This is a genomic window from uncultured Aquabacterium sp. (genome assembly GCF_947366995.1).
Taxonomy (GTDB): domain Bacteria; phylum Pseudomonadota; class Gammaproteobacteria; order Burkholderiales; family Burkholderiaceae_C; genus Aquabacterium.
In genome coordinates, this window is sequence record NZ_CANBCC010000061.1 from 1 (window position 1) to 23,575 (window position 23,575).

Consider the following 23,575-nt stretch of genomic DNA (forward strand, 5'->3'; position numbering starts at 1 on the left):
GATGGCGTTCAGCGCACGGGCGTGCTTGATGATGCCGCCGATGTAGTACAGGGCGAACTCGCTCAGGCCGGCGTAGCCGTCGCCTGCGAACAGGTTCTTGCCGTCCTTCCAGATCGACTGGTGCACGTGCATGCCGGAACCGTTGTCGCCAACGATGGGCTTGGGCATGAAGGTGGCGGTCTTGCCGTAGGCGTGGGCCACGTTCACGATCACGTACTTCTGCAGCTGCAGCCAGTCGGCGCGCTCGGTCAGCGTGCTGAAGCGGGTGCCGATTTCCATCTGGCCGGCGTTGGCCACTTCGTGGTGGTGCACTTCAACAGGAATGCCGAGGCTTTCCAGGATCAGGCACATTTCCGAACGCATGTCCTGGCCGCTGTCGACCGGGGGCACGGGGAAGTAGCCGCCCTTGACGGTGGGACGGTAGCCAGTGTTGCCGTGCTCGTACTTGGTGCCGGTGTTCCAGGCGCCCTCTTCCGATTCGATCTTGAAGAACGAGCCGGACATTTCGTTGGCCCAGCGGACCGAGTCGAACACGAAGAATTCGGGTTCCGGACCGAAGTAAGCGGTGTCACCCAGGCCCGAGGCCTTCAGGTAGGCTTCAGCGCGCTTGGCCAGCGAGCGGGGATCGCGCTCGTAGGGCTTGCCGTCGTGCGGGTCGATGACGTCGCAGGTCAGGATCAGGGTCGGCTCTTCGAAGAACGGGTCGATGTTGGCCGTGTTCGGATCCGGCATCAGCAGCATGTCCGAAGCTTCGATGCCCTTCCAGCCGGCGATGGACGAACCGTCAAAGGCATGGCCCGACGTGAACTTGTCTTCGTCAAAGTGGGAAACAGGCACGGTGGTGTGCTGTTCCTTGCCACGGGTGTCAGTGAAGCGGAAGTCAACGAACTTGACTTCGTTGTCCTTCACCAGCTTCATCACGTCGGCGACGGTCTTGTTGGCCATCAGGTGCTCCTAGCAAGAGGCTTGGTTTGATTGCAAGAAGAGGTTGACTCTGTTTCATCGTTCAGAAACAGCGCGCAGTGTAATAGCAGAAAGCATGCCTCGTTATGGCGCGAGCGCCGGGAAACCATCGCCGCCTTGTCTTGCCGCAAGGCAAAACCCCGCACAAAAAGCGATCTGACTGCACAGAAGCAGCGCGGGGCACATACCGCATTTCACGATCCGGCAGCGGCTTCGTGCAGCGAACGCTCTACGCCTGCAGCGCATGCACCAACATTGAGCAATCGAGGGTCAGAAACATCAGCGCACCGAAGTGGGGCCCAATGATGCACCATGTTGGTTCAGCCCGTCCAGCAGGCTCGCGAAAGCCTTGTCGACGACGTCGCCCACGCCCTTGACGCCGAGTTCGATGTGACGCCCGTGAACCGGGTGGTCGACGCTCGGCAGGCTGAATACTTTGACGGGGGCGAACCCGGACTCGATTCGCTCCATCAGCGGCGTGAGTGCCGCCTCCATGGCGCCGTAAACGATCACAGCCCGTTCACACACCCGAGTCTGGTTGTGCATCTCGGCGTGGCGTTCGTCCAGCACCCAGGCCATCATCGGCCAAGCCATGACCGGGAAGCCGGGCACGAAGTGGATTCGCCCCAGCAGTGAAAAGCCGGGGATGCGGTTGTACGGGTTGGGGATGATCTCGGCGTCTTCGGGGAAAAAGCCCATCTGCAGGCGCCGCTGCGTGTCGGGCGACTCAGGATCGAACCCGCGCCCCTCCTGCTCTGCCACCTCCCGTGAGCGCGCAAGGATCAGCTCGCGCGCCTCGGGATGCAGGCGCAGCTCCTGCCCGACCGCGCGGGCCGCGCAGCCTCGCGTGTGGTCGTCCGGTGTGGCACCGATGCCGCCAAAGGAGAACACCACGTCGCCGCTGTCGACGGCGTGGCGGATGTCTGCCGTGATGCGCTCGGGATCATCGCCTACGTAGCGCACCCACTGCAAGGCCATCCCGCGTTCGTTGAGCAGCTCGATCGCCTTGACGAGGTGCTTGTCCTGGCGGCGGCCGCTGAGGATCTCGTCGCCGATGATGATGAGTCCGACCATGGGGCGTGCGGTGTGGTGAAGACGGCTTGCAGCATACCGAAAGGCGTTCGGGCCTGCTGCCCCGCCTGTCAGACCCCGGCCCGGCGGCGTGACAGCAGCCGCCTCAGGCCCAGCCACTGCTGTGACCAGAAGCCCTTGCCGTAGTCCCGCCCGCCGTACTCGGGCAGCTGGTCGCGGATGCCAGTGGCTTCGAATCGGCCATCGAAGCGCGCTGTGCCGAACACGATGTCCCACACCGGGAAGAGGACCGCGAAGTTGCAGCCACCCAGGCTGCCGGGACCGGTTTCACCCTCGTGCCCCACGCCGATGGCATGGTGCTGACGGTGGAAGCGCGGGCTGACCAGCAGACGCTCGCCCAGCCAGCCGAACTGCAGGCGCACGTTGGCATGCGACAGGCTTTCGATCAGCTGCGTGCAGGCCACCACAGCAACGAACTGCCCTGGCGGCACGCCGACGGCACGGGCAACGAGCGCGATCAGGACATCGCGCAGCAGGTCGTCGAGCAGGTGGTTGCGGTTGTCGCTCCACATCGTCATGCGGCGCTGGCTGTGGTGCACCGCATGCAGGGCCCACCAGCGTTCGACGCGGTGTTGGCCCCGGTGGATCCAGTAGTCCAGCAGGTCGAAAACGAGGAGGTAAGCCACGAACGATGCCCAAGCGGTGTCCGTCACGCCGGGCCACCACGAGGCCATCAGTGCATCGAGCTGCACACCGGTCAGGCCGTGGACTGCAGCAAAGCCGAACAGCCCATCGAGCGCCGGCATCACGAAGAAGAAGAGCGCGAGGCGAAACAGCCCCAGGCGGTGGATGAGCGTATAGACCACGTCGACACGGGCCTGCGCGCCGGCCGGCCCACGCTCCACGGGGCGCCAGCGTTGCAGCGGCCCCAGCACGAGCAGCATCACCAGCAGCTGCGCCACACCGACCAGCATCCACCCCGTGGCGTCGTAGGCATCTTCCAGCACATTCCCCAGCCCCAGCGCAAAGGCCAGGGGCTGAACCATGCCCTCGAACAACTGCTGCTGGAGCAGGCCGAAGGCTTCGCCGAGCGGGCGAATCAGAACGTCGTCAAGCATGGAGGGCACAGCAGATCAGCGATGGGGACACAACGGCTCACTTCGGCGCGTCGCCGACACGGCCGTACACCGGATGCGCCCGCAGCGTGACAAAACACATCCCACGCGCCTTCAACCCGGTGATGAGCGGCTCGAGCACGGCAGGCGCCCACGGGTCCCGACGCGACCAGATGCCCAGGTGCATCATCAGGATGTCGCCTGGCCGAATGCGGGCCAGGGCCTGGCGCAGCAGGACATCATTGGGGTACCGGTCGCTGGGCAGTTCGTCTCCCAGAAAGCCCGCGTCCGACCAGCCCACGTGCTGCCACCCGCACGCGGCCGCCGCACGCAGCAAGGCCGGCGACGTCCTGCCACCGGGAGCCCGGAACAGGGCGCGCATCGGTCGACCGGTCTGGGCCGCAAAGCGCTCCGCAGGGGCGGCCAGTTCGGCGCAGTAGCCGGCGGCGTCGACCCGTTGACGCTCGCCCCGGCGCGCACCCGCCGTGGCCTGCATGGTGAAGGCGCCATCAGGCCGGTCAGCCCGCCAGACGAGGTGATTCCAAGTGTGTGAGCCAAAATCATGGCCCTGCGCCGCCAGCCGCTTCCAGAACGACGCCCAGTGCGGGTCGAGCGTCTCGCCGGCCGGCCGGCCTCCCACCGCCTGGGTGGCCTCGTTGGCCAGGAAGAACGTCGCCTTGACGCCGTGACGGTCCAGCGTGTCGGCAATCAACTCGGCCACGCCCATGTGTCCGGTGTCGATCGTCAGATAGACCGGTTTGCTGCAGGGGGCGGGCTCAAGCCGGGCGGCCACGGGCGCTTGGCAGGCCAGGGCCGCAGCGAAGAAGAGCACGGCGTGGGCACGCTGCATCCGGACACCCGGGCGCGCACCGCGGTGCGGCGTCCGCTTACTGGCGCGGCGCATGGTCCAGGGTCCATACCCCGTGGGGCGAGCGGCCCACGGGCACCTGCCGCACGACCTTCTTCTCGACCGTGTCGATGAAGGTCACCTTGCGCGCCCAGCGTGAGGTGACCAGGATGGTGCGCCCATCGGCCAGGACGTCCATGCAGTCCGGCCCGCCCGGTGCAGGGTACTCGGCCGCCACGCTCATGGTCTGCATGTCGATCTTGCTGATGGTGTTGGCCACCCGGTTGCTGACCAGCACATGGCGGCCATCGCCCCAGGCCCGGAAGGCGTGCGCCCCCGCGCCGGTGCGGACGCGCTTGCGCAGAACCGGCCGCGGGCCGGCCACGTCATAGACCTCGACAAAACTGTCGCCGGTCAGCCCGATCATCAACAGGCGGTCACCTGGCGCGATGTACACGTCCGCCGGCATCTTGCCGACCGCGATCTTCCAACGAGGCGCCTGGGTCGCCAGGTCGATTGCAATCAGCTCGTCGCTGTCCTGCATGGTCACGTAGGCCACCGTGCTGCGGCTGTCGATCGCGATGTGGCTGGGTGTCTTGGCCGTCGGGATGCGCTTGGCCAGCGTCAGCGCCAGCCCGCTCCCCGGCTTGAAGACCGCCCGGTAGATGTCGACGTGGTCGAGCCGGTTGGCAGCGGTCACGAACCACTTCATGTCGGGCGAGAAGCGGATCTGATAGGGATCGGCAATGCCTTCGAGCACGCGCTGCACAGCGGCCGTCCGCGGGTCGATCAGCGTGAGCGAGTTCGACAGCGCGTTCGCCACCAGCAACGACTTCTCGTCGGGCGACAGATAGAGGTGATGCGGCTCCTTGCCGGTCGGGATGCGCTGCACCTCGGTGAACGTCACGGGATCGATGACGCTGATCGTGGCGTCGAGCGAGTTCAGGGCAAAGATCGGGGCCGGCAGCCGCGGCTTGGCCGGTGTGGGGTTGGCCGCAGGCGCCGCGCTCGCCATGCCCAGAGTCGAGGCAGCGAGCACAACCGAACAGAGCAGCACGGCCCTGCGGCCGGCTGCACGAAAGAAGGGAGTCATCAAAGTCGTCGCTGCGATAAGGCCGCGCAGTGTAAACGGCCGTCCGGGGCGACCGCCTGCCCCAACTCAAGGCCGGGGCGTGCAGGGGATCATTCGTCGTCGCCGCCCAGCACCGAGCCCAGCAGACCGCCGGCGCCGAAGCCACCCAGCATCGAGCCTTCCTCGCGCGCGCCCCCGCGTTGCGGCGCTGCAGCAAAGATGCGTGAGGCCAGGCGTGACAGCGGCAGGCTCTGCAGCCAGACATGGCCGGGCCCCGTCATGCGGGCCAGGAACAGCCCTTCGCCGCCGAACAGCGCCGTCTTGATCTTGCCCACGTACTGAATGTCGAAATCCACGCCCGGCGTGTAGGCCACGACGCACCCCGTATCGACCATCAGCGTCTCACCCGCCTTCAGTTCACGGCGCACCACGGTGCCGCCCGCGTGCACGAAGGCCATGCCATCGCCTTCGAGCTTCTGCATGATGAAGCCCTCGCCGCCGAAGAAACCGGTGCCCAGGCGCTGCTGCACGGCAATCCCGAGCGACACGCCGCGCGCAGCGCACAGAAAGGCATCTTTCTGGCAGATGAGGGTGCCGCCCAGCTGGCGCAGGTCCATCGGCAGGATCTTGCCCGGATACGGCGACGCAAACGCGACGCGCCGCTTGCCGGTGCCCTGGTTGGTGTAGATGGTGGTGAACAGGCTCTCGCCCGTGATCAGGCGCTTGCCTGCGCCCAGCAGCTTGCCGAAGAAGCCGCCGCTCTGCTGCGCGCCATCACCGAACACCGTGTCCATCTCGATGCCGGCGTCCATGAACATCATGCTGCCGGCCTCACCGATGGCCGCCTCGCCAGGGTCGAGTTCCACCTCGACGTACTGCATTTCAGCGCCCTTGATCTCGTAGTCCACCACGTCCATGGCCATGCTTGGTGCTCCTTAAATCACTGTGAAGTCAATCGGTGTTCGCGCGAGGACCCGGGGCAAGCGTTGCCGGGAACGGGCGTCGTGCGCCGGCCCCTGGAAACTGCGGGCAGTGCAGCCCACCGGCCCTTGCACAATGCACGATGGGCCACGGGCCGCTGCGAACAGACGCCGATTGTGGCCGAGATCGTCTTGCCCTTCGTGACGCCAGGGCCCGTACACCGCCAACTTGCCACACCCCATGGATTCGTCCCTGTTCGAGCTGCATCTGCCCACGCTGACCGTGGTGGTCTGCCTCGTGCTCATCACGGCCGCGGCACTGATGACGCTGGTCGGGTTGACGCAACGCGTCTACCGCGGCTTCTGGTGGTGGACCACCGCTCAGTGGCTGACCACGCTGAGCCCCGTCTGCCTGCTGCTGCGCGACCTGAGCCCCTGGATGCTGCCGCTGTCGGCACTGCTGTCGCTGCAATGGCCGCTGATGATGCTGGCCGGGCTGCGGCGCTTTCATGGCCGTACCCGCTTTCCGATGCCCGGCTGGGCCGACCCGGTCCTGCCGCTGCTCGGCACCGCCGCCTATGCCGCCGTGTGGGCGCGTGACGCCAGCGACATGGCCGCCCGCGTGGCCGTCTTCAGCCTGTTCAACGTCGCGGGCTACCTGTATGCCATGTGGCACGTGCAGGCCATCCCGGGGTGGCGGCTCAGCCCCTATCTGAAGGCGGTGCGCCTGTTCCTCATCGGCGGCGCCGTGCTCCAGGCGCCGCGCCTCGTCACTGCCATGCAGAACTGGGGCATTCCTCTGAGCGATCCACAGCACATCCAGCAACCGGCCGTGCTGCTGGGCCTGGTCGTCGCCGTCATGATGTCGGTGTACATGTGCCTCCTGCTGACCTACGAGCGCACCGAGCAGGAGCTGCGCGAATCCCACCGGCAGCTGCGCGAACTGGCCGACATCGACATGCTCACCCAGGTGCCCACACGGCGGCATTTCAATGAGATTGCCGAGGCGGCGCTGCGTCTGTCGCGCCCTGGCAGCGCCGTCGTCCTCCGCATCGACATCGACCACCTGCGCCAGCTCAATGACCTGCACGGCCATGCGGCGGGCGACGATGCACTGAAGCTGGTGGCCACGCATGCCCGCGCCCTGCTCGGCGAACGCGACGTCATCGGGCGCATCGGTGGCGACCAGTTCGTGGCCCTGCTGCCGGACATGGCTCTGCAGGATGCGCTGCACCTGGCACGGCGCCTGGTGCGGACCGTGGCTCAGGCCCGGGATGCCCGCGGCCTGCCCGGCCTGAGCCTCACTTTCGGCATGGTGAGCGTACGCGAAGGCGAAGCGCTCGGGCCGGCCCTCACCCGGGCCGAACAGGCACTGAAAGAAGGCCGGCACGACGACGGGCGACAATCCCGCCCATGCAGAGATTCGATGTCGTTGTGATCGGGGCCGGTGCGGCCGGGCTCTTCTGTGCTGGCGCGGCCGGCCAACGCGGGTTGCGCGTGCTGGTGATCGACCACGCCGCCAAGGTCGCGGAGAAGATCCGCATCTCGGGCGGCGGGCGCTGCAACTTCACCAACCGCGAGGCCACACCCGCGCAGTTCCTGAGCGAGAACCCGCACTTTGCGCGCTCTGCGCTGGCCAGCTACACCCCGCAGGACTTTCTGGCCCTGGTCGAGCGCCATGGCATCCCCTGGCACGAGAAGCACAAGGGCCAGCTCTTCTGCGACCGCAGTGCCGACGACATCATCCAGATGCTGCTCAAGGAGTGCGACGCCGGCCAGGTCACCCGATGGCAGCCCTGCGGCGTGCGCGATGTGCGCCCCGCGCCCGATGCCGCAGGAGGCCGCCCGCGGTTCGAGCTCGACACCGACCGCGGCCCCGTGGGTGCGCACCACGTGGTCGTGGCCACCGGCGGGCTCTCCATCCCGAAGATCGGCGCAACCGACTTCGGGCAGCGCCTGGCCGAACGGCTGGGCCACCGCATCGTGCCCCTGCGCCCTGCGCTCGTGCCCCTGACCTTCGACCCCACCGTGTGGGCGCCCTTCGTACCGCTGGCCGGTGTCTCACTGGAGGTCACCGTCTCGACGCCCATGCCCGACGCCCTGCAGGCCAAGCGACGCAAGGCGGCCCCGGCCAGCTTCGTTGAAGACCTGCTGTTCACCCACCGCGGTCTCAGCGGCCCGGCCATTCTGCAGATCTCCAGCTTCTGGGTGCCTGGCGAAGCCCTCACCCTCAACCTCACGCCCCAGCGCGATCTCGCGGGGCTGCTGAAGCAGGCCAAGATCGGCTCGCGCAAGCAGCTGTCGACCGCGTGGGGGCTTGCCCTGGGTGAAGCCGTCCCGCAGCGCCTGGCCCAGACCTGGCTGGCCACGCAGGCCCATACCGTGCCGGCCCTGCGCCCCGACGCCCTGCTCGCCGACCTGCGTGACCGCGACCTCGAAGCGCTGGGCCAGGCCGCGAACCAGTGGACCATCGTTCCCAACGGCACAGAGGGCTACGTCAAGGCCGAGGTGACCGCCGGCGGGGTCGATACGCGCGAACTGAGCTCGCAGACTCTGGAAAGCCGTCGGGTGCCCGGGCTGCATTTCATCGGCGAAGTGGTCGACGTGACCGGATGGCTGGGCGGCTACAACTTCCAGTGGGCCTGGTCAAGCGGCATGGCCTGTGCGCGGGCGCTCGAACCCGCCCCCGCCGCAGATTAAGATGCGCATATGAGCAGCACGCATTTCGGTTTCCAGCAGGTCGACGAGTCGCAGAAGGCAGAACGCGTTCGCGGGGTGTTCGACTCCGTCGCCAACAAGTACGACGTCATGAACGACCTGATGTCGATGGGCCTGCATCGCCTGTGGAAGGCCTACACCATTGCGGCCAGCGGCGCACGTGAAGGCCACAAGGTGCTCGACATCGCCGGCGGCACGGGCGATCTGTCCGAAGCCTTTGCCAAGCGCGTCGGCCCAAGCGGCATGGTGGTGCACACCGACATCAACGAAGCCATGTTGAGCACCGGGCGCGACCGCCTGCTCAACAGCGGGAAGGCCCTGCCCACCGCGCTGTGCGACGCCGAGAAACTGCCCTTCCCCACCGGCACCTTCGACATCGTCAGTGTCGCCTTCGGTCTGCGCAACATGACGCACAAGGACCTGGCCCTGGCTGAAATGTGTCGGGTGCTCAAGCCGGGCGGCCGCCTGCTCGTGCTCGAGTTCTCGAAAGTGGCCAAGCCGCTGGAGAAGGCCTACGACTGGTATTCGTTCAAGGTGCTGCCCCGCCTGGGCCAGATGGTTGCCGGCGACGCCGCCAGCTACCAGTATCTGGCCGAATCGATCCGCATGCACCCGGATCAGGCCACGCTAAAGGCCATGATGAAGACCGCCGGCTTCGGCCATGTCGACGTGCACAACATGACGGGCGGCGTGGTGGCCCTGCACATGGGCATCAAGTGCTGAACCAGCCCGGGCACGTCCCGCTCACCGCACCATGATGAACGGGCGCCCTGGCGCCCGTTCTGCTTTCAGGGGGCAGCGTGCCGCCCGCTTCCCGGTCGACCTCAGTCGGCGCCCAGCATGCGGGCGCGCAGGTCGCCGTCGGCGGGCTTGTCACCCAGCCAGATCTTCAGGAGCGCGCGATAGAAATCCTCGCCCGGGATGTCACGCATGACGGGGCGGCCCGAGAGCGTGATCCGCGTACCGGTGCCCGGCAGGTAGTCAAGCTGGATCATCGAGCCTTTGCGAGCCTCGCCGAGCGCGACCATGGCTTTCTCCAATTCGTCGATGCGGGCCTGAAGCGCCCCACGCTCGGACTCCGTCGTGTTGGCCTTGATGCCGTCCACCAGCGACTCGCCCAGCTTGTCGGCAGGCACATCACGCAACATCACGATCTGGATGCGCTTGGGGCCGGTCTGAGCCAGTACGCCCGCCGTCGTGGCCTCCTTGCGCGGCAAGTACAGCGCCACGGCATACACCTTGATGATCATCTTCACGCGCATGCCCGCACCATTGAGCACGAGGTTCTGGCCAGCCACGGCATGGGTGTCCTCAAACCGGGCGGCGCCCACCTCGCGCACGGCCAGCGCCGAGTTCGCAGTGAAGGTCAGGCAGGCGATCAGGGCCGCCGTGGCGAGTCGGGAACGGTTCATCGTGATGAGATCCTTTTGTGAGGTTTGATCGCGGGCAACCGGGGTTCCCGCTGCCGCGATTCATACGGCAGTTCGAATGTTACATTACGCCTGCAACATAGCACCAGTATGATGCGGGACGGTTCACCAATCGTGTCCCATGTCACAGACCGACGCTCGTCGCCAACCCGCACGTTCTCTAGCCCGAAACCCCGTCGACATGACGGTGGAGGTGCTTGCTGCCCGGACCGGCGTCAGCGTGCGCAACATCCGCGCATACCAGACGGCGGGCCTCATTCCCCCGCCGCGTCTGCGCGGCCGGTTGGGGCTGTACGACAGCGAGCACCAGGGTAAGCTGGAGTTGATCCGGGATCTCCGGCAGCAAGGCTTCCGGCTCGACGCCATCAAGGACATGCTGGAGAACACGCCGGAAGGGGCGTGGTCGGAGTACGCACTCATCAGCGAACTGTTCTCCACCACGTTCTTCACGGTCGAATCGCCTGCCCGCAAGCACATCGCCGAGATGGCGGCCAACTGGGGCGCGACGGCCACGCCCGAACAGCGCGAACGGCTGAGCCGCAACGGCCTGTATCGTCGGGTGGGTGACACCGACGAGTTCGAGATCCTCAGCCCGGCGCTCGAACGCATTGGCGTGCAGCTTGCCGAACTGAAGGTGCCGCTGGACACCGTGCTTGACTTGCAGGACACCCTGATCGCGCACACCCGCGCCATCGCACAGGCCTACGTGCAGCAGGTGTTCCTGGCGCAGATCAAGGGGCTGGCGCTTCAGGCACACCGAGGCGAAGGCGGCACTGTACGCCGCACCCTGCCGGAACTCGGCGCCATGGAAGAGCTGAAGGCGCTTTTCGAGCGCCTGCGGCCGCTGGCCATCGGGTCGATCAGCGCCGCCTTCCCGGTGGTGTTGCAGCAGGAGTTCGACCGCGCGGTCAGTGAAGAGCTGAAGCGCAGACCCTGATCCCGCCTCTCTCTGGCAGAGTGGCTTGCTTCATGCGGCCCGAAAAGACAGAAAGCCCAGCAGATTGCTCTGCTGGGCTCGTGTCGTTCTTGGTCGGGGCGGCGGGATTCGAACTCGCGACCCCTTGCACCCCATGCAAGTGCGCTACCAGGCTGCGCTACGCCCCGACGAAGACTTAGATTATGTCACGGTTCAGAAATCGAAATCAAGCTGCGTTGCAACATTCCCACAATGCACGGCATCATCCCAGCAAGTCCCGGATGGACTGCAGCGCCTCGCGCAGGGCGTGCGCGCTGTCCGCATCCAACTGGTCGAGGGCCGCCAGATCAGGCGGCATCCAGACCCCGTCCGCGACCGCCACATGGCTGGCCTGCAGGGCCCGCGCGGCGCGGGCATCGGCACCCGCAGATGCCCAGCCCTGGCTGCCTGCCAACGTGCGGGTCGACGCGCTCGGGAGCTCGGGTTCGGGCAGCGGTGCGGCAGCCAACGCCCCCATGTCGGCCAACTGGTTGCGCGCCCCACTGATGGTGAAGCCCTGTTCATACAGCAGCTCGCGGATCCGGCGGATCAGCAACACCTCGTGATGCTGGTAGTAGCGGCGGTTGCCGCGCCGCTTCATCGGCTTGAGCTGGACGAACTCCTGCTCCCAGTAGCGCAGCACATAGGGCTTGACCAGACACAACTCGCTGACCTCACCAATGGTGAAGTAGCGCTTGGCCGGAATCGGCGGCAAGACACTGTCGACGCGGTCCATGGCTCCCATTGCTCAATTCGCCCTTCGGACAAAGGCCACAGACTTTACTCCATGTCCCCTTCGGACGGCACATCCCCCTGGACCATGCCTTTGAGCTTCTGGCTCGCATGGAAGGTCACCACGTTGCGCGCGGCGATGGGGATGGACTCACCCGTACGCGGATTGCGCCCGGGGCGGGGTGCCTTGCGACGGATCTGGAAATTGCCGAAGCCCGACAGCTTCACGTCCTGCCCGTCGACCAGCGTGCCATGCACCAGCTCGAAAAAAGCCTCGACCATGTCCTTGGACTCGCGCTTGTTCAAACCCAGTCGCTCGAACAGCAACTCGGCCAACTCCGCCTTGGTCAGCGTCGGCGTCTCGATGGTGGGCAGCAGGACCGTCAGGTCGCTGAGCTTGTCGTTCATCCCGGGTCTCCCTAGTCCGGTGTCAACCGCGGACGCGCGCGCCCACGGACGCCGCCAGCGCGGTCAGCACGGCCTTCATGGCGCCGTCGATCCGCTCATCCGTCAACGTCTGCTCATCATCGCGCAGTTCCACGCGCACCGCGAGGCTGCGCTCGTCGTCCGCCATCCCCTGAACGCTGGTCTTCGGCTTGTAGATGTCGAACAGGCGCGCGCCCTTGACCAGACCTTCAGCCGGGGCGGTGGTGATGGCCTCAATCAGCGCGGCATGGGCCACATCGTCCTTGACGACCAGCGCCAGGTCGCGGAACACCGACTGCATCTTGGGCACGCTGGTAAACGACGGCACCACGCGCTCGGCCAGCACGGCGGCATCCAGTTCGAACAGCACCGGTGCCAGCGGCAGGTCGTAGGCCTGACGCCACTTCGGGTGCAGCTCGCCGATCACGCCGACATCGCGGCCATCGACCACCACGCGGGCGCAGCGGCCCGGGTGGAAGGCCGGATGCTCGACCGCCTCGAAGCGCGCCTGACGCGGGGCCAGCAGCGCCTCGACGTCGCCCTTCACATCGAAGAAATCAACGTTGCGGCTGGCCACGCCCCACTGCAGCGCCTCGGCCGGGCCATAGGCCAGGCCCGCCACCTTCACCGGCTGGTCGAAGCCACCCACGGTCTGGTCGCTGTCGACCACGCTGGCGTCGCGGCGGAACACGCGCCCCACCTCGAACAGGCGGACGCGATCGGCCTTGCGGGCGAGGTTGGTGCGCAGCACCTCCACCAGGCTGCCGATCAGCGTCGAGCGCATCACGGCCAGCGGAGCGGCGATCGGGTTCAGCACCTTGATCGGGTCGGTGTTGCCGGCAAAGTCGGCTTCCCAGCGGGCTTCGACGAAGCTGAAGGTGATCGCTTCCTGGTAGCCACGGGCGGCCACGGCACGGCGCACGGCATACAGGCTGCGCTGGGCCTCCGGGCGCACCTCGGACACCACCGGGGCCTTGGGCGCGCGCTTGGGCAGCTTGTCGAAGCCGATCACGCGCACGACTTCCTCAATCAGGTCTTCCTCGATCTGGATGTCGAAGCGCCAGCTCGGCGGCGTCACGGTCAGGTGCACGTCACCTTCGACGGCGCTGGCGGTGAAGGCCAGGCCCAGGCGGGTGAAGACGGTCTCGACCTCCTCGCGCGACACCGGCATGCCGATCACGCGCTGGGCGCGCGACAGGCGCAGCGTCACCGGCTGGCGTTCAGCCTGGCGCACGACCTGGTCGTCCACCGGGCCGGCCTCCCCGCCGCAGATGTCGAGGATCAGCTGCGTGATGCGCTCGAGGTAGGCCACGGTGGGCGCCGGGTCCACGCCGCGCTCGAAGCGGTGCGACGCGTCGGTCGAAAAGTTGTAGCGGCGTGCGCGGCCGGCAATCGCCTTGGGCCACCAGAAGGCCGATTCGAGGTAGACATCGCGGGTGTCGTCGCCCACGGCCGTGGCGTCACCGCCCATCACACCGGCCAGCGACTCGACCTGGGCGTCGTCGGCAATCACGCCCACCTGCCCGTCCAGTGCCACGGTGTTGCCGTTCAGCAGCTTGAGGCTTTCGCCTTCACGCGCCCAGCGCACGGTGATGCCGCCCTTGACCTTGTCCAGATCGAACACGTGCGAGGGTTGGCCCAGCTCGAACATCACGTAGTTCGAGATGTCGACCAGGGGCGACACCGAACGCTGACCGCAGCGAGCCAGGCGCTCGACCATCCAGTCGGGCGTCTTGGCCTGCGGGTTGACGCCGCGAATCACCCGACCGGCGAAACGGCCGCACAGGTCCGATGCCTCGACCTTGACGGGCACGGTCGCGTCGATGGCGGGCTTGACGGGCTCGATCGCCGGCAGCGTCAGCGGCGCGCCAGTCAGGGCCGAGACCTCGCGCGCGATGCCGGCCACGCTCAGGCAGTGCGCCAGGTTGGGCGTGAGCTTCAGCGTGAACAGAGTGTCGTCGAGCTTCAGGTGCTCACGGATGTTGACGCCCACCGGCGCGTCGTCGGCCAGGATGTGCAGGCCGCTGGCCTCTTCGGAGATGCCCAGCTCGCGTGCCGAACACAGCATGCCCTGGCTCTCCACACCCCGCAGCTTGCCCAGCTTGATCTTGAACAGCTTGCCGTCGGCGCCCGGGGGCAGCTCGGCCCCCACCGTGGCGCACGGCACCTTGATGCCCGGGCGCACATTGGGCGCGCCGCACACGATCTGCAGCACCGCACCCGTGCCGGCGTCCACCTTGCAGACGTTCAGGCGGTCGGCATCCGGGTGCTTGGCCACTTCCAGCACGTGGCCCACGACCACGCCCGTGAACGGCGGGGCCACCGGGTCCAGTTCCTCGACCTCCAGACCGGCCATGGTCAGCAGATCAGCCAGTTGCTGGGTGGTCAGGTCGGGGTTGCAGAAGCTGCGCAGCCAGGACTCAGGGAATTGCATGTCAGGGATCCTTGGGGAATCTTTTTTGGTGAGCCTGCCTTGTCAGGCGAAGTCGGCGTCCAGCACCACGCGGTAGCGGGCCTTGCCGGCGCGCAGGTGGTCCAGCGCATCGTTGATGCGGCTCATCGGGAAATGTTCGGTTTGCGGGGCGATGCCGTGGCGGGCGGCAAACTCCAGCATGGTGTCGATGTCCTGGCGCGAGCCCGTGGGCGAGCCCGACACCGAGCGCTGCCCGCCGATCAGGGCAAAGGACTCGACTTCCAGCGGCGCGGGCAGCACGCCCACCACGTGCAGGCGGCCGTTGGGCGCCAGCGTGCCCATCAGCGCCTTCCAGTTCAGCATCGCATTGACGGTGACGATCACCATGTCGAGTCGGCCGGCAATCGACTTCATGGACGCGGCATCCACACTGGACACGACCTTGTGCGCACCCAGCGACAGCGCCTCGTCACGCTTGGACTCGCTCGAGGTGAACGCCGTCACCTCGCAACCCCAGGCACGCGCAAACTTCAGCGCCAGGTGACCCAGCCCGCCGATGCCCACCACGCCCACGCGGTGCGTCGGCTTGATGTCGAAGTTCAGGAACGGTGAGAACACGGTCAGGCCGCCGCACAGCAGCGGGCCGGCATCGGCCGGGTTGACGCCCTCGGGAATCGGCGCCACCCACAGCCAGTGGGCCCGCACGCGCTCGGCAAAGCCACCGTGGTGCCCGACGATGGTCGGCACCCCGGCGCGGCACATCTGCGGCTCGCCGCTCAGGCAGGGTTTGCAGGTCTGGCAGCTCTGCGCCATCCAGCCCAGGCCGACCTTCTGACCCAGCTTCAGCCCCTTCGCATTGGCACCCAGGGCCACGACGCTGCCGATCACCTCGTGCCCACCGACGACCGGGTAGCCCGAAAAGCCCCACTCGTTGTCGATCATCGACAGGTCGGAGTGGCACAAGCCACAGTGCTCGACGCGGATCTCGACTTCCTCGGCGCCCAGCGGGCCCGGGTCGTACGAAAACGGCGTGACCGGGCGTGTGGCTTCCTGGGCGGCCCAGGCGCGGATGGTGGTCGAAGTGCTCATGTCGGCGATCCTTTCAGTGGGGCGGCTGCCGGGTCATGCCGGGTGGCCAGGGAACGGGCGGGAGCGGAAGCGGCATCGCGGCAACGCGACGCCGGACAGGTCACTGGAACTGCTGCAGAAAGCGCAGGTCGCCTTCGTAGAACAGGCGCAGGTCGTTCACGCCATATCTCAGCATGGTCAGGCGATCGGGACCCAGACCGAACGCAAAGCCGATGTAGCGCTCAGGGTCCAGGCCGAAGTTGCGCACCACGTTCGGGTGCACCTGCCCTGCCCCACCGACTTCCAGCCAACGGCCCTTGAGCGGACCGGAGGCGAAGGCGATGTCCACTTCGGCAGACGGCTCGGTGAACGGGAAGAACGACGGGCGGAAACGGATGTCCAGCGCGTCGGTCTCGAAGAAGGTGCTGAAAAAGTCGCTCAACACCGCCTTCAGGTCGGTGAAGCTCACCGACTCGCCGATCCACAGGCCTTCGCACTGGTGGAACATCGGCGAGTGCGTGGCATCGCTGTCGACGCGGTAGGTGCGCCCGGGTGCGATCACGCGGATCTCGGGGATGCGCTCGCCCCGCGCCAGTTCATCGGCATGCGCCTTGACGTGCTGCACGGCATAACGCACCTGCATCGGGCTGGTGTGCGTGCGCAGCAGATGACCGCCTTCCACATAGAAAGTGTCGTGCATCGAGCGGGCCGGATGGTCTTCCGGCGTATTCAGGGCCGTGAAGTTGAACCAGTCGGCTTCGATCTCGGGGCCGTCGGCCACGGCAAAACCCATCGACCCGAAGATGCCTTCGATGCGCTCGATGCTGAGCGACACCGGGTGCAGGCCCCCCTCGCCACGGCGCCGGCCGGGCAGCGTCACATCGAGGCGCTCGGCCTGGAGTTGCTGGGCCAGCTCGGCGTCGGCCAGGGCCTGACGGCGGTCGGTCAGCAAGGCTTCCACGCGCTGCTTGGCCTGGTTGATGGCGGCGCCCCGGGTCTTCTTCTCTTCGGGGCTGAGCGCGCCCATGCCCTTGAGCAGGTCGGTCAGGCTGCCGGACTTGCCCAGGAACCGGGCCTTGGCGTTTTCCAGGTCGGCGGGGGTGCCGGCCGCGGCAAAGGCTTCCTGGGCCGATTGCACCAGGGCTTCGAGGTCGCTTTGCGGGTCGTTCATCGTGTCGGGTCGAAAAAAAAGGCCAACTTGACGTTGGCCTTCAGGTCACTTGCGCGCACTCGCCCGACAGAGCCGGGCCAGTTGCGTGCGGTGCATCGTGCTGTCTGAGAAGATCAGGCAGCCAGTTGAGCCTTGGCCTTTTCAACGATGCTGGCAAAAGCTGCCGGATCGTTGACAGCCATGTCGGCCAGCACCTTGCGGTCGATCTCGATCGACGCCTTCTTGATGCCAGCGATGAACTTGCTGTAGGTCAGGCCCAGAGCGCGGCTGCCGGCGTTGATACGGGCAATCCACAGGCGGCGGAATTCGCGCTTCTTGGCGCGGCGGTCACGGTAGGCGTATTGGCCTGCCTTCATGACCGCCTGCTTGGCGATGCGGTAAACGTTCTTGCGGCGGCCGCGGAAACCCTTGGCCAGGGCGAGAACCTTCTTGTGACGAGCGCGGGCGGTAACGCCACGTTTGACGCGAGGCATGGATGACTCCTTCTGCGTTGACTATCTAAACCAGAGACCTTAAGACGACTGACTTGCGCGGCTTAGAGGCCAGCGAAAGGCAGCATCTGAGCCATGTGGCCCATGTTGGTCTCGTGCACGTTCACAGCGCCGCGGAGCTGACGCTTGTTCTTCGTGGTCTTCTTGGTCAGGATGTGACGCTTGAAGGCTTGACCGCGCTTGACGGTGCCACCCGGACGCACGCGAAAACGCTTCTTCGCACTGCTCTTGGTCTTCATTTTGGGCATGTTCTGCTCCTTTTGAATTGTGTCTGCCAGGCGCCGCGAAATACCACTTCCGCGTCTTGATGGCCTGCAGTCACTTTGAAGCGGCCCCCGGTGACCAGACCGAGCGCCGTTGCACGCCGGATTGCCCTCGCAGGCCGACCCGACGCACGCCGCCGAAGCAATCACGCCCCGGCGAAACCTCGCATTGTAGAAGAAATTCAGCTCGCTGGCTTACTTCTTCTTCTTCGGGGCCAAAACCATGATCATCTGGCGGCCCTCGAGCTTCGGCATGTTCTCGACCGTCGAGCAATCCGTCAGGTCATCGCGCACCCGCTCCAGCAGGCGCATACCCAGCTCCTGGTGCGTGATCTCACGGCCACGGAAACGCAGCGTGACCTTGCCCTTGTCACCGTCCTCAAGGAAGCGGCGCAGGTTGCGCAGCTTGATCTGGTAGTCGCCTTCGTCGGTACCCGGCCGGAACTTGACTTCCTTGACCTCGATCACCTTCTGCTTGAGCTTGGCGTCGTGGGCCTTCTTCTGTTCCTGGTACTTGAACTTGCCGTAATCCATCAGACGGCAGACCGGCGGATCGGCTTGAGCGGCGATCTCCACCAGGTCCACGTCATGCTCGGCGGACAGCCGGAGCGCTTCCTGGATGCTGACGATACCCAGCGGCTCGTTTTCCGGGCCGTTCAGACGGACTTCAGGGGCGGTGATTTCGCGATTCAGCCGGTGCTTGCGCTCATCATTGCGCGTACGGCGGTCAAAGAAGTTAGCGATGTCGGTTTCCTTCAGGCCCGGCGTTGAAATCGCTCGAACCAATGGTCAGTGAACACGCACCCGCAGCGGACCGTGGCCGACCGTTCGTTTGGCAACGAAACGGCCATGCTCCAGCCTGACTGGCGATGTCTGGATCGAGCTTCATGGGAGAAGTCATCAGCGACATCGCGCCGAGGTTGTGACGCCCCGGGCGCGCACGAAGGCCAGACACACACGGCACCGTGGAGGGGTGCGATGCACGACCGTAGCGGACGATCACGCCGTCTGACCTTTGCGCGCGAGATTTTACATGAGCGCAAGGCGTTGCACCAAACCAACGCCCTGCGGTCATCCCGATTAAGCCCTCGGGATGGCTCAACGCCGCTCAGCGACCGCCTGCTCGATCGTTGCAATCAGCTGCTGCAGCGGCATGACACCCAGGTCCTGATTGCCCCGGGCGCGCACCGCCACCGTGCCCGCCTCGCGCTCCTTGTCACCCAGCACGATGAAGTACGGGGTCTTCTGCACGGCGTGCTCGCGGATCTTGTAGGTGATCTTCTCGTTGCGCGTATCGAGCTTGGTGCGGATGCCGGCCCTGGTCAGGGCGGCGGCCACTTCGCGCGCGTAATCAGCCTGGGCGTCGGTGATGTTGAGCACCACCGCCTGCACCGGCGCCAGCCACACGGGCAACGCGCCCGCATGCTGCTCGATCAGGATGCCGATGAAGCGCTCGAGCGAACCCAGGATCGCGCGGTGCAGCATCACCGGGTGCTTGCGGTCGCTCGCCTCGGTCACGTACTCGGCACCCAGGCGCTCAGGCATCGAGAAGTCGACCTGGATCGTCCCGCACTGCCAGTGGCGGCCCAGCGCGTCCTTCAGCGTGTACTCGATCTTCGGGCCATAGAAGGCGCCATCGCCCGGGGCGATCTGGAATTCGCTGCCAGTGGCCTTCAGCGAGGCCATCAGGGCCTGCTCAGCCTTGTCCCAGCTTTCATCCGAGCCGATGCGCTTCTCGGGCCGCGTCGCCACCTTGTAGATGATGTCGGTGAAGCCGAAGTCGGTGTAGACCTTCTGCAGCAACGCCGTGAAGGCCACGCACTCATCCAGGATCTGGTCTTCGGTGCAGAAGATGTGGCCGTCATCCTGCGTGAAGCCACGCACACGCATGATGCCGTGCAGACCGCCGGTCGGCTCGTTGCGGTGGCACTGGCCGAACTCGCCGTAGCGCACCGGCAGGTCGCGGTAGCTCTTGATACCCTGGTTGAAGATCAGGATGTGACCGGGACAGTTCATCGGCTTGAGCGCGTAGTCACGCTTTTCCGACTCGGTGGTGAACATGTTCTCGCGGTACTTGTCCCAGTGCCCGGTCTTCTCCCACAGCGTCTTGTCGATGATCTGCGGGCCCTTGACCTCCTGGTAGCCGTTGTCGCGGTAGACCTGGCGCATGTACTGCTCGACCGCCTGCCACACCGTCCAGCCTCTGGGGTGCCAGAAGACGACGCCTGGGGCGTGGTCGTCGATGTGGAACAAGTCGAGTTCGCGACCCAACTTGCGATGGTCCCGCTTCTCGGTCTCTTCCAGGCGGGTCAGGTACTGCTGCAGGTCTTCTTTGCTCGTCCAGGCGGTGCCATAGACGCGCTGCAGCTGCTCGTTGCGGTGGTCGCCACGCCAGTAGGCGCCCGCCACCTTCATCAGCTTGAAGTGCTTGAGCTTGCCGGTGCTGGGCACGTGCGGCCCCCGGCAGAGGTCGGTGAAGCCGCCTTCGCTGTACAGCGACACGTCCTGATCGGCCGGGATGCTCTCGATGATCTCGGCCTTGTAGTGCTCACCCAGGCTCTTGAAGTAGGCAACCGCCTCGTCGCGCGGCAGCACCTTGCGCTCGACCTTCTCGTCCTTCTTGGCCAGCTCGGCCATCTTCTTCTCGATGGCGGCCAGGTCCTCCGGCGTGAACGGGCGCTTGTAGGCGAAGTCGTAATAGAAGCCGTCTTCGATGGTCGGGCCGATGGTGACCTGCGCTTCAGGGAAGAGCTCCTTGACGGCGTAGGCCAGCAAGTGGGCGGTGGAATGGCGGATCACATCCAGGCCGTCGGCGTCCTTCTCGGTGACGATGGCGAGTTGCGTGTCGGCCTCCATGCGGTAGGAGGTGTCGACAAGTCGGGCGGCATCGCCCTGCCCCACGCGGCCCGCCAGAGCGGCCTTGGCCAGGCCAGCACCGATGGAGGCAGCCACTTCTGCCACGGTCACGGGGCCCGGGAACTCGCGTTTGGAGCCGTCGGGCAGCTGAATCGAAATCATCTTGGTGTCCTTGTGTGGAAACGTGCCGCCCCACAGCTTCCGGGCAGGCAACAAAAAAGCGCGGTGGTTGCCGCGCTTTCCTGGATTCAGGGGAAAAAGGTACAGATGTGCGAAAGCAGCGGCCAGCCGACTAGACCTCGGTCGAGGTAAAGGGGGTCGAAGTTCGCGGTGTCATAACCGTGCGTGCCTTTCTACGGTCCTTACGTTGGGCCACCCCGCGGGCAGCTTGCCAGACGCTCGATTATACGGGCGCACCAACGGAAACGGCGCCCTGAGGGCGCCGTTGGCGTCGTTCCTGACGGGGGGAAGGCGCTCGCCGTCGGCGAGCCCCTTCTACACCGATCAGTGGAACTGCTCTTCTTCGGTCGAGCCGGTCAGGGCCTTCACAGAAGACGAACCACCCTGGATCACGGTGGTCACGTCGTCGAAGTAGCCAGCGCCGACTTCCTGCTGGTGCGACACGAAGGTGTAGCCCTTTTCGCGAGCAGCGAATTCCGGCTCTTGCACCATTTCGGTGTAGTGCTTCATGCCTTCGCCGCGGGCGTAAGCGTGGGCGAACTGGAACGTGTTGTACCAGTTGATGTGGATACCAGCCAGCGTGATGAACTGGTACTTGTAGCCCAGGGCCGACAGCTCTTCCTGGAACGAAGCGATCTGCGAGTCGTTGAGGTTCTTCTTCCAGTTGAAGGAAGGCGAGCAGTTGTACGACAGCAGCTTGCCGGGGCAGGCGGCGTGCACGGCTTGAGCGAACTCACGGGCGAAGCCGATGTCAGGCACGCCGGTCTCACACCACACCAGGTCAGCGTACGGAGCGTAGGCGACACCACGGCTGATGGCTTGCTCCAGACCGTTCTTGACGCGGTAGAAGCCTTCTTGCGTGCGCTCGCCGGTCACGAACGGCTTGTCGTTGTCGTCGCAGTCGCTGGTCAGCAGGTTGGCGGCTTCAGCGTCGGTACGGGCCAGAACGATGGTGGGCACGCCCATCACGTCGGCAGCGAAACGCGCAGCGATCAGCTTTTCAACGGCTTCGCGGGTCGGGACCAGCACCTTGCCACCCATGTGACCGCACTTCTTCACAGCGGCCAGCTGGTCTTCGAAGTGAACGCCGGCAGCGCCCGAAGCGATCATGTTCTTCATCAGTTCGAAGGCGTTCAGCACGCCACCGAAACCGGCTTCCGCGTCAGCGACGATGGGCAGGAAGTAGTCGATGAAGTTGTCGTCGCCGGGGTTGATGCCACGCGACCACTGGATTTCGTCAGCACGCTTGAACGTGTTGTTGATGCGGCGAACCATGGTGGGCACCGAGTCGTACGCGTACAGCGACTGGTCGGGGTACATGGTTTCCGAGGTGTTGCCGTCGGCGGCGACCTGCCAGCCCGACAGGTACACGGCTTCCAGACCAGCCTTGGCCTGCTGCATGGCTTGACCGGCGGTGATGGCGCCGAAAGCGTTCACGTAGCCCTTCTTGGCACCGCCGTTGACCTTTTCCCACAGCTTTTCAGCGCCGCGCTTGGCCAGGGTGTACTCGGGCTGCATGCTGCCGCGCAGGCGAACCACGTCAGCTGCGGAGTAGCCGCGCTTGACGAGCTTCCAACGGGGGTTTTCGGCCCAGTCCTTTTCCAGGGCAGCGATTTGCTGTTCACGGGTGAGTTGAGTCATGGAGATCTCCGGGGTAGAAGTGCGTGAAAACAGGGTGCAGTTTAGCGTGAATCGGGCTCGCCAGTAAAGACTTATGTCTTATATAAGACAGCACTCTGATGTCCCAAACGCATGCCTCACTGCACGGCACAGCATGATGATGCGAATTTGCAACAACTTGATGAAGAGAGCGGGTGGAGCGCGCGACACGAGCGTGTCGGGGCACCGGGGTACGTCGAGCCCGGCCACTCGCGCAGATGGTGAAAAAACGGCAGGATGTGGTGCAGCAGGCCGCCCACCGCGGCCACCTGTCACGCCTTCTGGACAAAGGACGCCACGATGCAACCGAACCTCGACGCTTTCTGGATGCCGTTCACCGCGAACCGGGACTTCAAGCAGGCCCCTCGCCTGCTTTCGAAGGCCAGGGACATGCACTACTGGACGCCGGAGGGGCGCGAGGTTCTGGACGCCACAGCGGGTCTGTGGTGCGTCAATGCCGGACACGGTCGCCCGCGCATCGTCGAGGCGATCGCCCGCCAGGCGTCCGAGATGGATTTCGCCCCGCCATTCCAGATGGGGCACCCGCTGGCGTTCGAACTGGCCGACCGGCTGCAGCACCTGACGCCGCCCGGGCTGAACCGCTTCTTCTTCACGAACTCGGGCTCGGAGTCGGTGGAGACGGCGATGAAGATCGCCCTCGCCTACCACCGCGTGCGGGGCGAGGCACAGCGCACCCGCCTGATCGGGCGGGAGCGGGGCTACCACGGGGTGAACTTCGCCGGCACGGCGCTCGGCGGCATGGGGCCCAACCGCAAACTCTTCGGCAGCAGCGTGGCGGGGGTCGACCATCTGCGCCACACGCATGACCTCACGCGCAACGCCTTCACGCGCGGCCAGCCCGAGCACGGCGCCGAACTGGCGGATGACCTCGAGCGCCTGGTGGCCCTGCACGACGCGTCGACGATTGCCGCCGTGATCGTGGAGCCCATGGCCGGCTCCACCGGGGTGCTGTTGCCGCCGAAGGGCTACCTCGAGCGTCTGCGCGCCATTTGCGACAAGCACGGCATCCTGCTCGTCTTCGACGAGGTCATCACGGGCTTCGGGCGGCTGGGTGCCCCGTTTGCCGCACAGAAGTACGGCGTGGTGCCCGACATGATCACCATGGCCAAAGGCATCACCAACGGGACGATTCCGATGGGGGCGGTCGCGGTGCGGCAGGAGATCCACGACACCTTCATGCAAGCCAGCGGCCCGGGCATCGAACTGCCCCACGGCTACACCTACTCCGGCCACCCGATGGCCT

22 protein-coding genes and 1 tRNA gene are annotated in these 23,575 nt (G+C 65.9%); 5 read left to right on the forward strand and 18 right to left on the reverse strand.

Annotation, left to right across the window (positions count from 1 at the left end; genetic code table 11):
- The 6 genes from glnA to Q0Z44_RS14290 all read right to left on the reverse strand — a co-directional run.
- A partial coding sequence (glnA, locus tag Q0Z44_RS14265; protein ID WP_298013903.1) for a type I glutamate--ammonia ligase occupies nucleotides 1–945 on the reverse strand: 945 nt, incomplete at its 3' end.
- A gap of 297 nt (nucleotides 946–1,242) precedes the next feature.
- Entirely contained in the window at nucleotides 1,243–2,037 is a 795-nt protein-coding gene (locus Q0Z44_RS14270) for a molybdopterin-binding protein (protein WP_298013905.1), read from the reverse strand.
- Between the two features lie 68 nt (nucleotides 2,038–2,105).
- Complete coding sequence (locus tag Q0Z44_RS14275) at nucleotides 2,106–3,113, reverse strand: sterol desaturase family protein (RefSeq protein ID WP_298013907.1); 1,008 nt, start codon at nucleotides 3,111–3,113, stop codon at nucleotides 2,106–2,108.
- 37 nt (nucleotides 3,114–3,150) lie between these two features.
- Entirely contained in the window at nucleotides 3,151–4,014 is an 864-nt protein-coding gene (locus Q0Z44_RS14280; protein ID WP_298013909.1) for a polysaccharide deacetylase family protein, read from the reverse strand.
- A complete protein-coding gene (locus Q0Z44_RS14285) occupies nucleotides 3,998–4,972 on the reverse strand; it encodes a YncE family protein (RefSeq protein ID WP_298013911.1) in 975 nt (324 codons plus the stop codon). Before Q0Z44_RS14285 ends, Q0Z44_RS14280 begins: the two co-directional genes overlap by 17 nt.
- Before the next feature lie 167 nt (nucleotides 4,973–5,139).
- The gene (locus Q0Z44_RS14290; protein ID WP_298013913.1) at nucleotides 5,140–5,952 is read right to left on the reverse strand and encodes a TIGR00266 family protein; all 813 of its coding nucleotides are present in this window, start codon (nucleotides 5,950–5,952) and stop codon (nucleotides 5,140–5,142) included.
- Between the two features lie 238 nt (nucleotides 5,953–6,190).
- On the opposite strand from Q0Z44_RS14290, the gene Q0Z44_RS14295 reads away from it, so the two are divergent.
- The 3 genes from Q0Z44_RS14295 to ubiE are packed head-to-tail and all read left to right on the forward strand — an operon-like array spanning nucleotide 6,191 to nucleotide 9,390.
- A complete protein-coding gene (locus tag Q0Z44_RS14295; protein WP_298013915.1) occupies nucleotides 6,191–7,387 on the forward strand; it encodes a GGDEF domain-containing protein in 1,197 nt (398 codons plus the stop codon).
- Nucleotides 7,363–8,649, forward strand: coding sequence for an NAD(P)/FAD-dependent oxidoreductase (locus Q0Z44_RS14300; protein ID WP_298013916.1), 1,287 nt, complete (start codon nucleotides 7,363–7,365; stop codon nucleotides 8,647–8,649). Before Q0Z44_RS14295 ends, Q0Z44_RS14300 begins: the two co-directional genes overlap by 25 nt.
- A gap of 9 nt (nucleotides 8,650–8,658) precedes the next feature.
- On the forward strand, nucleotides 8,659–9,390 hold the full coding sequence (ubiE, locus tag Q0Z44_RS14305; RefSeq protein ID WP_298013917.1) for a bifunctional demethylmenaquinone methyltransferase/2-methoxy-6-polyprenyl-1,4-benzoquinol methylase UbiE: 732 nt from the start codon (nucleotides 8,659–8,661) through the stop codon (nucleotides 9,388–9,390).
- Nucleotides 9,391–9,491: 101 nt separating this feature from the next.
- Here the strand turns inward: ubiE and Q0Z44_RS14310 are convergent, their stop codons facing one another.
- On the reverse strand, nucleotides 9,492–10,079 hold the full coding sequence (locus Q0Z44_RS14310) for a chalcone isomerase family protein (RefSeq protein WP_298013918.1): 588 nt from the start codon (nucleotides 10,077–10,079) through the stop codon (nucleotides 9,492–9,494).
- A gap of 139 nt (nucleotides 10,080–10,218) precedes the next feature.
- Between Q0Z44_RS14310 and Q0Z44_RS14315 the strand changes: the two genes are divergently transcribed.
- Nucleotides 10,219–11,034, forward strand: a complete 816-nt coding sequence (locus tag Q0Z44_RS14315) for a MerR family transcriptional regulator (protein ID WP_298013919.1) — start codon at nucleotides 10,219–10,221, stop codon at nucleotides 11,032–11,034.
- Nucleotides 11,035–11,124: 90 nt separating this feature from the next.
- Here Q0Z44_RS14315 and Q0Z44_RS14320 read toward each other — a convergent pair.
- From Q0Z44_RS14320 to aceA, 11 genes are all read right to left on the reverse strand, one after another.
- Nucleotides 11,125–11,201, reverse strand: a tRNA-Pro gene (locus Q0Z44_RS14320).
- Between the two features lie 74 nt (nucleotides 11,202–11,275).
- On the reverse strand, nucleotides 11,276–11,797 hold the full coding sequence (locus tag Q0Z44_RS14325) for a MerR family transcriptional regulator (RefSeq protein ID WP_298013920.1): 522 nt from the start codon (nucleotides 11,795–11,797) through the stop codon (nucleotides 11,276–11,278).
- 35 nt (nucleotides 11,798–11,832) lie between these two features.
- Entirely contained in the window at nucleotides 11,833–12,192 is a 360-nt protein-coding gene (locus tag Q0Z44_RS14330; RefSeq protein ID WP_109036790.1) for an integration host factor subunit alpha, read from the reverse strand.
- A 22-nt stretch (nucleotides 12,193–12,214) separates the two neighbouring features.
- A complete protein-coding gene (gene pheT / locus Q0Z44_RS14335; protein ID WP_298013922.1) occupies nucleotides 12,215–14,644 on the reverse strand; it encodes a phenylalanine--tRNA ligase subunit beta in 2,430 nt (809 codons plus the stop codon).
- A gap of 42 nt (nucleotides 14,645–14,686) precedes the next feature.
- The gene (locus Q0Z44_RS14340) at nucleotides 14,687–15,712 is read right to left on the reverse strand and encodes an NAD(P)-dependent alcohol dehydrogenase (protein WP_109036792.1); all 1,026 of its coding nucleotides are present in this window, start codon (nucleotides 15,710–15,712) and stop codon (nucleotides 14,687–14,689) included.
- A 100-nt stretch (nucleotides 15,713–15,812) separates the two neighbouring features.
- A complete protein-coding gene (pheS, locus tag Q0Z44_RS14345) occupies nucleotides 15,813–16,862 on the reverse strand; it encodes a phenylalanine--tRNA ligase subunit alpha (protein ID WP_298013925.1) in 1,050 nt (349 codons plus the stop codon).
- Nucleotides 16,863–16,975: 113 nt separating this feature from the next.
- Nucleotides 16,976–17,335, reverse strand: coding sequence for a 50S ribosomal protein L20 (gene rplT, locus Q0Z44_RS14350; RefSeq protein WP_058089095.1), 360 nt, complete (start codon nucleotides 17,333–17,335; stop codon nucleotides 16,976–16,978).
- 62 nt (nucleotides 17,336–17,397) lie between these two features.
- Nucleotides 17,398–17,601, reverse strand: a complete 204-nt coding sequence (gene rpmI / locus Q0Z44_RS14355; RefSeq protein WP_028601240.1) for a 50S ribosomal protein L35 — start codon at nucleotides 17,599–17,601, stop codon at nucleotides 17,398–17,400.
- A 210-nt stretch (nucleotides 17,602–17,811) separates the two neighbouring features.
- A complete protein-coding gene (gene infC, locus Q0Z44_RS14360) occupies nucleotides 17,812–18,360 on the reverse strand; it encodes a translation initiation factor IF-3 (protein WP_298013933.1) in 549 nt (182 codons plus the stop codon).
- Nucleotides 18,361–18,714: 354 nt separating this feature from the next.
- Nucleotides 18,715–20,634 (reverse strand): threonine--tRNA ligase, encoded by a 1,920-nt coding sequence (thrS, locus tag Q0Z44_RS14365; RefSeq protein ID WP_298013929.1) that lies wholly within the window; start codon nucleotides 20,632–20,634, stop codon nucleotides 18,715–18,717.
- Nucleotides 20,635–20,976: 342 nt separating this feature from the next.
- A complete protein-coding gene (gene aceA, locus Q0Z44_RS14370; RefSeq protein ID WP_109036795.1) occupies nucleotides 20,977–22,293 on the reverse strand; it encodes an isocitrate lyase in 1,317 nt (438 codons plus the stop codon).
- A 318-nt stretch (nucleotides 22,294–22,611) separates the two neighbouring features.
- Here aceA and Q0Z44_RS14375 point away from each other — a divergent pair.
- Nucleotides 22,612–23,575, forward strand: a 964-nt coding sequence (locus Q0Z44_RS14375) for an aminotransferase class III-fold pyridoxal phosphate-dependent enzyme (RefSeq protein ID WP_298013931.1), incomplete at its 3' end; no start/stop codon positions are given.

Coding starts and splice junctions, on each gene's coding strand:
- Q0Z44_RS14270 (WP_298013905.1), bottom strand. CDS start 2,037: ATGGTCGGACTCATCATCATCGGCGACGAGATCCTCAGCGGCCGCCGC.
- Q0Z44_RS14275 (WP_298013907.1), bottom strand. CDS start 3,113: ATGCTTGACGACGTTCTGATTCGCCCGCTCGGCGAAGCCTTCGGCCTG.
- Q0Z44_RS14280 (WP_298013909.1), bottom strand. CDS start 4,014: ATGCGCCGCGCCAGTAAGCGGACGCCGCACCGCGGTGCGCGCCCGGGT.
- Q0Z44_RS14285 (WP_298013911.1), bottom strand. CDS start 4,972: ATGGCGAGCGCGGCGCCTGCGGCCAACCCCACACCGGCCAAGCCGCGG.
- Q0Z44_RS14290 (WP_298013913.1), bottom strand. CDS start 5,952: ATGGCCATGGACGTGGTGGACTACGAGATCAAGGGCGCTGAAATGCAG.
- Q0Z44_RS14295 (WP_298013915.1), top strand. CDS start 6,191: ATGGATTCGTCCCTGTTCGAGCTGCATCTGCCCACGCTGACCGTGGTG.
- Q0Z44_RS14300 (WP_298013916.1), top strand. CDS start 7,363: ATGCAGAGATTCGATGTCGTTGTGATCGGGGCCGGTGCGGCCGGGCTC.
- ubiE (WP_298013917.1), top strand. CDS start 8,659: ATGAGCAGCACGCATTTCGGTTTCCAGCAGGTCGACGAGTCGCAGAAG.
- Q0Z44_RS14310 (WP_298013918.1), bottom strand. CDS start 10,079: ATGAACCGTTCCCGACTCGCCACGGCGGCCCTGATCGCCTGCCTGACC.
- Q0Z44_RS14315 (WP_298013919.1), top strand. CDS start 10,219: ATGTCACAGACCGACGCTCGTCGCCAACCCGCACGTTCTCTAGCCCGA.
- Q0Z44_RS14325 (WP_298013920.1), bottom strand. CDS start 11,797: ATGGGAGCCATGGACCGCGTCGACAGTGTCTTGCCGCCGATTCCGGCC.
- Q0Z44_RS14330 (WP_109036790.1), bottom strand. CDS start 12,192: ATGAACGACAAGCTCAGCGACCTGACGGTCCTGCTGCCCACCATCGAG.
- pheT (WP_298013922.1), bottom strand. CDS start 14,644: ATGCAATTCCCTGAGTCCTGGCTGCGCAGCTTCTGCAACCCCGACCTG.
- Q0Z44_RS14340 (WP_109036792.1), bottom strand. CDS start 15,712: ATGAGCACTTCGACCACCATCCGCGCCTGGGCCGCCCAGGAAGCCACA.
- pheS (WP_298013925.1), bottom strand. CDS start 16,862: ATGAACGACCCGCAAAGCGACCTCGAAGCCCTGGTGCAATCGGCCCAG.
- rplT (WP_058089095.1), bottom strand. CDS start 17,335: ATGCCTCGCGTCAAACGTGGCGTTACCGCCCGCGCTCGTCACAAGAAG.
- rpmI (WP_028601240.1), bottom strand. CDS start 17,601: ATGCCCAAAATGAAGACCAAGAGCAGTGCGAAGAAGCGTTTTCGCGTG.
- thrS (WP_298013929.1), bottom strand. CDS start 20,634: ATGATTTCGATTCAGCTGCCCGACGGCTCCAAACGCGAGTTCCCGGGC.
- aceA (WP_109036795.1), bottom strand. CDS start 22,293: ATGACTCAACTCACCCGTGAACAGCAAATCGCTGCCCTGGAAAAGGAC.